This is a genomic window from Georgenia sp. Z1344 (assembly GCF_049856295.1).
Lineage (GTDB): Bacteria > Actinomycetota > Actinomycetes > Actinomycetales > Actinomycetaceae > JB111.
Genome location: NZ_JBNDMZ010000002.1, coordinates 24,147 through 32,625 on the forward strand (window position 1 = coordinate 24,147; position 8,479 = coordinate 32,625).

Sequence of the window (8,479 nt, forward strand, 5' to 3'; positions counted from 1 at the left end):
TCCGTGAGCGACGAGTGAGCGGATGTCGGTCCGACCAGTGAGCGGGCCCCGCACCCTGATGGGTGCGGGGCCCGCTCCGTCGTCGTCGGAGGGGGTGGTGGTGAAGCGGGACTCGGCTCACTCGTCAGGAGGAAAGCCGCTCACTCGACAAGGGGTGACCGCACTCGCCGGGAGAAGTCCCCTCACTCGTGGGGTGTGGAGGGGCGAGCGTCCAGATCGGCGCGGCCGCATAGACTCGAGCGGTGAGCGCATCGGCGGAGCAGGTGGCACGGGCGAGGTCCGTCCCGGCCCCGTACGTCGCGGCGGACGCGGACCGCTGGTGGCCCGAGGAAGGCAAGAACCCGCGGCGCTCCCCGTTCCAGCGCGACCGCGCCCGCGTCCTGCACTCCTCGGCCCTGCGTCGCCTCGGAGCGAAGACGCAGGTGCTCGGCCCGAGCTCGGACGACTTCGTCCGCACCCGGCTCACGCACTCCCTCGAGGTCGCGCAGGTCGGCCGCGAGCTCGGCCAGGCCCTCGGCTGCGACCCGGACGTCGTGGACGCGGCCTGCCTCTCCCACGACCTCGGCCACCCGCCGTTCGGCCACAACGGCGAGCGTGCGCTGCACGAGGTCGCGGCCGGCATCGGCGGCTTCGAGGGCAACGCCCAGACGCTGCGGCTGCTCACCTCGCTCGAGCCCAAGATCATGACCGACTCCGGCACCGGAGCCGGCCTCAACCTCACGCGCGCCACGCTGGATGCCTCGGTCAAGTACCCGTGGGCCGCCGGCGCGGGACCGGTGCGCGCCGACGGCCGGCCCACGGGCAAGTTCGGCGTCTACGCCGACGACGCCGAGACGTTCGCCTGGCTGCGCGAGGGCGCCCCCGACAGGCGCCGCTGCCTAGAGGCCCAGGTCATGGACCTGGCCGACGACGTCGCGTACTCGGTGCACGACGTCGAGGACGCGGTGGCCGGCGGTCGCGTCGACCTCGGCGTCGTGCGGGCCGACCGGGCGCAGAACGGCGTCGTCGAGCAGGTGCGAGCCTGGTACGACCCCGAGCTGAGCGACGACGAGATCGGCGCCGCCCTCGACCGCGTCCTCGCCCTGCCCGTCGTCCCGCGGGTCTTCGACCACACGTGGGCCTCGCTCGCCGCGCTCAAGGACATGGCGAGCCAGCTCATCGGCCGGTTCTGCGCCGCCGCCGAGGACGCCACCCGTGAGCGGCACGGCGAGGATCCCCTCGCGCGCTACGCGGCCGACCTCGTGGTGCCCCGGGAGACGGAGGCCGAGATCCTCGCGCTCAAGGGCGTCGCCGCCCACTACGTCATGGCGCCGCGCGAGACCGAGCCGCTCTACCTCGCCCAGCGCACGATCATCTTCGACCTGGCCGACGCCCTCGCCGCGGGCGGCCCGGACCAGCTCGAGCCGCACCTCGCCCAGCGCTGGCACGGCGTCGGGTCCGACGACGAACGGCTGCGCGTCGTCGTCGACCAGATCGCCTCCCTCACCGACACATCCGCCCAGCAGTGGCACGCCCGGTTGTGCGGGATGCTCTCCGAGGTGTACTGAGTGGCGGGGATGATCCGCCGCGAGGACATCGAGGCGGTCAAGGAGAAGGTCCGGATCGAGGAGGTCGTCGGCGCGCACGTCACGCTGCGCACCGCCGGCGTCGGGTCGATGAAGGGCCTGTGCCCCTTCCACGACGAGCGCACGCCGTCCTTCCACGTCCGCCCGCAGGTGGGCGTGTGGCACTGCTTCGGGTGCGGCGAGGGCGGCGACGTCGTCAGCTTCGTCCAGCGCATCGAAGGACTCTCGTTCGCCGAGGCGATCGAGATGCTGGCCGACCGGGTCGGGGTCGAGCTCCGCCGCGAGGACGAGGACGGCCGACCCCGGGAGCGGTCCCAGGGGGAGCCCGGCCGGCGTCGTCGGCTCGTCGAGGCCAACCGGATCGCCGCCGAGTACTTCGTCGCGCAGCTCGCCTCGCCCGGCGCCGCTCCCGCCCGCGCGTTCCTCGCCGAGCGCGGGTTCGACCAGGCTGCTGCCGCGCACTTCGGCGTGGGGTTCGCGCCCGAGGGCTGGGACCACTTGCTGCGCCACCTGCGTTCCAAGGGGCTCACCGACCAGGAGATCCTCGCGGCCGGGCTCGTCTCGCAGGGGCAGCGCGGCGTCTACGACCGGTTCCGCGGGCGACTCGTCTGGCCGATCCGCTCCACCTCCGGCGAGACGCTGGGGTTCGGCGCGCGACGCCTGCTCGAGTCCGACCAGGGTCCGAAGTACCTCAACACCCCCGAGACCCCGCTGTACCGCAAGTCGCACGTCCTCTACGGGATCGACCTCGCTCGCAAGGAGATCGGCCGCGGGCGGCAGGTCGTCGTCGTCGAGGGGTACACGGACGTCATGGCCGCGCACCTCGCCGGCGTCACCACCGCGGTCGCCACGTGCGGCACGGCCTTCGGCGACGACCACGTCCGCATCGTCCGGCGCCTGCTCGGGGACGTCGGCGACGCCGCCTCCGGCGTCATGACGGCGGGCTCCGCGCGAGGCGGCGAGGTCGTCTTCACGTTCGACGGCGACGCCGCCGGTCAGAAGGCCGCCCTGCGCGCGTTCGACGAGGACCAGCGCTTCGCGGCCCAGACGTTCGTCGCGGTCACGCCCGGTGGGATGGACCCCTGCGACCTGCGCCTCGAGCGCGGCGACGCGGCCGTCCGCGACCTCGTCGCCGGGCGCGAGCCGCTGTTCGAGTTCGTCATCCGCTCCGCCCTGGCCACGCTCGACCTCGGGACCGCGGAGGGGCGTGTGGCGGGGCTGCGGGCGGCGGCGCCGGTCGTGGCAGCGATCCGTGACCGCGCCCTGCGCGGGGAGTACGCCCGCCAGCTCGCGGGCTGGCTCGGCATGGACGACGTGAGTGTCCGCCAGGCGGTCCGTAGCGCCGAGAGCTCGGCGCGGCGCGCCGGCGCCCCCGGAGGGTCGTCCGTGCCCGACGCCGGTGGGCCGGGCCGGGCGGGCGGCGCACCCGGTGAGACTGGTCGCCCGGGCGGGCAGAACGGACGGCCGGGCGGGCAGCCGGGCGGATCCGGTCCCTCGGGCGGTGCCTGGGAGACCTCCGCAGGAGCCGGCGGTGGACGCGGCCCCGAGGATCCCGTGGCGCGCCTCGAGCGGCAGGTCCTCGAGGTGGCACTCCAGCTCCCGGCCGAGGCGGCGGCCGCCGGGTTCGACTCGCTCGCGGCCGACACGTTCACCGTGCCCTCGTACCGCGCGGCACACGACGCGATCCGGGCGGCCGGTGGCGTGGCGACCTTCGCGGCGCACCTGGCCGAGCGCCGCCGCGCGGGCGCAGGGGAGGAGGCCGCCCAGCGGGAGGCCGCTGCCCACTGGGTCGAGGCGGTGCGGGAGAACGCCGTCGGTCCCGTCGCGGACTCCGTGACCGGCATGGCGGTCGCCCCGCTTCCCCAGGACCGCCCGGACGCGCTGACCGACTACGCCCGCGGCGTCGTCGTCGCGCTCGTCCGCATGGGGCTGACCCGGCTCATCGGTGACGCGAAGGGGACGCTGCAGCGCACGGACCCGGACGATCCCGCCTACGCCGAGCGGTTCGCCGCTCTCATGGAGCTGGAGTCACGACGGCGCTCGCTCGGCTCGCCGTAGCGGGCCCAACGAGCGCCGTGGTGGGCGGACGCCGGCGCGTCCGCAGGTGTCGCGGCGGGTGGGTCAGTCGATCGTCCAGGCGAGGGACTCGGACTCGCCGGTGACGATGCCGGCGGCCGGGCGGAAGAGGACGTCGAACGAGTCGTCGGACGGCTCGGGAACGTAGATCGTCGCCGTGACCTCCTCGCCCCCGTCGACGACCGGGGGCATCGAGTCGCCGGTGCTGCAGCCCATGCCGTCCGTGGGGCTGAGGTCGCCCTCGGAGGTCGACAGAGTGATGCCGGGCAGCGGCGGGACGGTGGGAACCACCTCGTCCTCGCCGGCGGACACGGTGAAGGTCAGGGCCGTGTGCGGCGTGCCGGGGGAGGTGAGGCACTGCGCGTCGCGCTCGGCCTCGTCGAGCGTGATCTCCATGCCGTTGTCGAACGTGTGGGTCTCGCCGATCTCGAGGACCGTGGCGTCGTCCGCGCCGCCGGAGCCGTCGTCGGACGGGGACTCGTCGTCCTCGTCGGTGTCGGCGTCGTCGGACGGGCTCTCGGAGTCGGGCCCCGACTCGGTCTCGGAGTTCTCGTCGGTCTCGTCCTCGGTCTCGTCCTCGTCGTCGCTCGGGGCCTCGTCGTCGGAGCTCTCCTCCTCGCCGTCGGTCCCGTCGGAACCGGCCTCGCCGCTCGGTGCCTCGATCCCGGAGTCGTCCGGCGTGGGCTCCTCGCCACCGTTCTCGTCGCCGTCGCGCAGGAGGAAGAACCACACCGCGGCTGCGGCGACGGCGACCGCGAGGACGCCGAGGATCACCGCCAGCCAGGGGAAGCCGCCTCCGCGCTGCGGGCGGTCGTCGCCGGGCGGGTAGTCGCCGCCGCCGCCCGACCCGCCGCCGTACGAGGGTGCGTAGGTCGGGGCGGCGCCGGACGAGGGGTAGCCCGAGGCTCCCTCGCCGCCGGTCGCCGCGTGCGAACCCGACGCGCCCGGGGCGGACGCGCCGCCGGACTGCGACGCCGCGCCGTACCCGCCGGCACCCCGAGCCGCGTCGTACCGGCTCGCGCCCTGCGCCGCGGCGGAGTCCGCCGGGATCGGCCTCGTGGCGTCGCCGTCGGGCTGCTCGAAGGCGTTGCCCTCGCGCCGCCAGCGTGAGTCGTTGCTCATCGTGTCCTCCCAGGTCTGCCGCCCGGCCGGACGACGCCCGTCAGCCTACGACCGGGGCACACCCCGGGCGCGTCGACGTCGCCGGGGAGTGCTGCCCGCCCCGCCCGGGGGCGCGGGACGCGGGGCCCGGTTCGTGTCAGTCGATCGTCCAGCGCGCGAGCGTGCGGTCGGGGGAGCCGTGCCTGAGCACGTCCGGGTCGAGCTCGAGGACGAGACGCCCCTGCGTGGGAGCGACCATGAGCACCGTCCCCGTGACCGTCTGCGCGGGCGAGGCGGTCGGCGGCAGCACGTCCGACGGATCGGCGAGGCACGAGGCCGGGGCGGGGAGCAGCGGCCCGTCCGGTGAGGACAGGCCGAGACCGGGAATCGGGGTGAGGACCGGTGCCGGGGCGTCCGCCGGCACGGTGACCGTCACCTCGAGGGCCACCAGCTCGCCGGCCACGGCGCCGTCGACCGCGCAGGTCACGTCCCGTTCGGCGGCCGTCAGCGCGTAGGTCGTGCCGTCGTCCGCGGTCCATGTCTCCCCGACGGCGACGTCGACGACCTCCGCGTCGGTACCGGTGCCGCCGCCCGTGTCCGCGCCCGCGGCGGAGCCCTGGAGGAGCTGCAGGAGCCATGCGAGGTCCTGGGCAGGGTCGCCCGAGGAGGCGCCCGGTGACCCCGGCGTGCCAGGTGACCCGGGCGTGGCCGGTGGAAGCGGGATCGACGTCCCGGGCGGGACCGCGGGAACCGGGACGGTCCACGTCGGGGGTCCGGCGTCGGGCTCGGGCTCGGTCTCGGGCGAGGGCGAGGGTGTGGCCGGAGGCGAGGTGGGCGGGGGAGCGCCCGGGACAGTCGTGGTGGGACCCGCGGTGGCGGCGGGCGCGCGGAGCAGGGCGTCGCTCGGTCCCCGGTCGGTGGCGGCCACGAACCAGTAGCCCAGGAGGGCGGCCGCGATGACGGACGCCGCTCCGGCGAGGAGCCATGGCCGGACGCTCTCGTGCTGGTCGGACGTCTCGGACCCCGGAGCTCCGTTCCCGGCGGCGGTCGAGGGCGCGTCGCCCGGCGATCCCGAGTGCCCGAACGCGTTGAGTCGAGGAACAGGCTTCGAGGGGTAGCCGGTTCGCGCCGCGTAGTCGGTCGAGCGAGGGTCGGCGAGATCGGCCGGCAGCTCACCGGTCGCGGCGGTGGGTGGTTCGTCGTCGTCGAAGAAGTGGGCGAGGTACCCGGTACCGACGGGCCCGTCGTCGTCCGCCATGCCGACCTCCGCGTCGACCACCGGGGCCGGCACGGTCCGTCCGCCCCCGGGCCCGCCGGTGGGGCGGACGCTCGTCACGCTAGCCCCGCGGCGATGTGCGTGGTCGTCGCCGCGGGCGATCCGCACAGATCTCGACGGACCTCGACGCCGCTGGACGCAGGAGGTCCTTCGGCTCGGCCGTGGGCCGACGGACGCGGTGGTGCGGCCCCGGCGTCGCCCGACGCGACGGCGCCCCGGCCGCACGTGCGGACGGGGCGCCGAGGAGGGCCTGAGGTGGCGGGTCAGTCGACCGACCAGCGAGCCACCGTCAGTTCGGTGCCGGGCATGGCGATGCCGAACATCGGGTCGTACTCGAGCGTGAACGGGCCGCTCGTGGGTGCCTCGACGAGGATGAGTCCTGTGGCCGTCTGCCCGGGCTCGATGTACGAGGGCAGCTCGCGGGAGGTGTCGGCGAGGCAGCCGATGGTGGAGAAGGAGTCGATCGTTCCCTCGGGCGACTCGAGGGTGATGCCCGGCATCGGCGCCGATGCACTGGCACTCGGGCTCGCGGTCACCGTGTACTCGAGCGCGACGACCTCGCCGGAGACGCTGGCGTACCCGTCGCAGGTGATGTTGCGCTCGACCGAGTTCAGCGTGACAGTCGCGCCGTCGTAGGTCTGGTGCGGGGTGCCCATCGGGACGTCGACGACGGTGACGCTGCCGGATCCGTCGCCACCGGGGATCGAGGGGACGTCGCCACCGGGGACCGACGGGATGTCACCGCCCGGGATCGACGGGATGTCGCCACCCGGGATCGACGGGATGTCGCCACCCGGGATCGACGGCGCCGTCACCCCGCCCTGCTGGTCACCGCCGGAGGCTGTCTCGTCGTCGTCCCCGTCGACGAAGAGGAAGTAGGCCCCGGCACCGAGGGCGGCCACCACGACGACGGCGACGATCGCCCAGATCCAGCCCTTGCCTCCGCCGGAGCCGCCGGACTGACCAGGGCCGCCGTAGCCGGGCTGCTGGCCGTAGCCACCCTGCTGGGGGAACCCGCCCTGTTGGGGATAGCCGCCGGGCTGGCCGAATCCGCCCTGCTGCGGGTAGCCGCCCTGCTGGCCGAACCCGCCCTGTTGTCCGAAGTCGCCCTGCGGGTAGCCGCCCTGCTGGCCGAACCCGCCCTGCTGACCCCACTGGCCGTCGTACGACACGTCTGACCTCCACCGCTGCGCCCGCCACGTGGCCGGTCGAGGACCTGCCGCGCCGCCCGCCGGTCCCGGCGGGCAGCGCCACCGTAGAACGGTGTCCGAGCCGGGCAACCGCTCCCCGATGGGGAGTCCTCACCCGTGCCGTGGACCCCGGCTGAGGTGGGGCGACGTCGAGAACCCGGGCGAGGTGGTCGCAACCGGTCGGCTCGCCGGCGTCCTCCGGGCCACCTCCGGCGTCGTCCCCCGTGCAGCCCTCGCCGGCGCCGACCGCCCGGGTAGGGATCAGTTGATCGACCAGCGGGCGATGGAGATCTCGGTGTCCTGCCGGTCGACCCCCATCGACGGGTCGTACTCGAGCGTGAACGCTCCGTTGGTGGGTGGGGTGACGATGACGAGGCCCGTGGCGGTCTCGCCGGCGTCGACGAACCCGGGCAGGGCGCGGGAGGAGTCCGCCAGGCACGCGAGGGTGTTGAAGGACCCTCCGATGCTCCCCGAGGACGACTCGAGGGTGGTGCCGGGCACCGGCGCCGACGTGCCCGCGGTCGAGCTGCCGACGACGGTGAACTCGAGGGCGTAGGCCCCGCTGAGGCCGCGCACGTCGCTGCCGCAGGTGAAGTCCTCCTCGACGGAGTCGAGCGTGACGACCCCGCCGTTGTGTGTCATGAACGGCGTACCGATCGGCACGTCGACCACCGTCGGACCGCCGGACCCGTCGCTCTCGGTGGTACTGGGCTCCTCGCTGCCGGGGGTGGGTGCGGGAGCAGCGGTGGGAGCTGGGGCCGATGGGGTCGGCGGGGCCACTGCGGTGACAGTGTCCGATTCCCGCTGCCCCTCCGCGGAGGTGCTCTCGTCGTCGTCACCGTCGAGGAACAGGAAGTACACCCCGGTGCAGAGCGCGGCCGTCACGACGACGGCGATGAGCGCCCACAGCCAGCCCCTGTCACCGCCGGGGCGTCCAGGTCCGACACCCGGCCCGTGCCCATCGTGGTCGGGCGGCTGCGGACGGCCGTGCTGCTGGGAATGATCGGGCTGCGGGCCGTGTGCCCCGTGCTGCGGATAGCCGCTCGGGTTGCCCCACTGGCCGTCGTTCGACACGTCTGTTCTCCACCTCGTCACCCGCCGCACCGCCGGTCCACGGGCGGAACGCCCCCGCCGGTCAGGGCGGCTGACGCCACGGGCGAACGTTACCGGACCCAAACGGTCCGTCCCCGACCTGGGCGCCATGACCGCGTCGGGGGGGGGGGTGGGCCACGGAGGGGATCGGCGTTCCGTTGGTTTTCGGTTCTCCTCTC

The 8,479-nt window shown here is 74.7% G+C and carries 6 protein-coding genes; 2 read left to right on the top strand and 4 right to left on the bottom strand.

What is annotated here, in order from left to right; genetic code table 11:
- Positions 1–242: 242 nt before the first annotated feature.
- On the top strand, positions 243–1,547 hold the full coding sequence (locus ACPYO6_RS01970; RefSeq protein WP_425713215.1) for a deoxyguanosinetriphosphate triphosphohydrolase: 1,305 nt from the start codon (positions 243–245) through the stop codon (positions 1,545–1,547).
- A complete protein-coding gene (dnaG, locus tag ACPYO6_RS01975; RefSeq protein WP_425713216.1) occupies positions 1,548–3,623 on the top strand; it encodes a DNA primase in 2,076 nt (691 codons plus the stop codon).
- A 63-nt stretch (positions 3,624–3,686) separates the two neighbouring features.
- Here dnaG and ACPYO6_RS01980 read toward each other — a convergent pair whose 3' ends face one another.
- The 4 genes from ACPYO6_RS01980 to ACPYO6_RS01995 form a co-directional block, all read right to left on the bottom strand.
- Positions 3,687–4,763 carry a hypothetical protein gene (locus ACPYO6_RS01980; RefSeq protein ID WP_425713217.1) on the bottom strand — a complete coding sequence of 359 codons (1,077 nt, stop codon included), beginning with the start codon at positions 4,761–4,763 and terminating at the stop codon, positions 3,687–3,689.
- 136 nt (positions 4,764–4,899) lie between these two features.
- Positions 4,900–6,078, bottom strand: a complete 1,179-nt coding sequence (locus ACPYO6_RS01985) for a hypothetical protein (protein ID WP_425713218.1) — start codon at positions 6,076–6,078, stop codon at positions 4,900–4,902.
- A gap of 203 nt (positions 6,079–6,281) precedes the next feature.
- Positions 6,282–7,190, bottom strand: a complete 909-nt coding sequence (locus ACPYO6_RS01990) for a hypothetical protein (protein ID WP_425713219.1) — start codon at positions 7,188–7,190, stop codon at positions 6,282–6,284.
- Positions 7,191–7,469: 279 nt separating this feature from the next.
- Entirely contained in the window at positions 7,470–8,282 is an 813-nt protein-coding gene (locus ACPYO6_RS01995) for a hypothetical protein (protein WP_425713220.1), read from the bottom strand.
- Positions 8,283–8,479: the final 197 nt, after the last annotated feature.

Coding starts and splice junctions, on each gene's coding strand:
- ACPYO6_RS01980 (WP_425713217.1), bottom strand. CDS start 4,763: ATGAGCAACGACTCACGCTGGCGGCGCGAGGGCAACGCCTTCGAGCAG.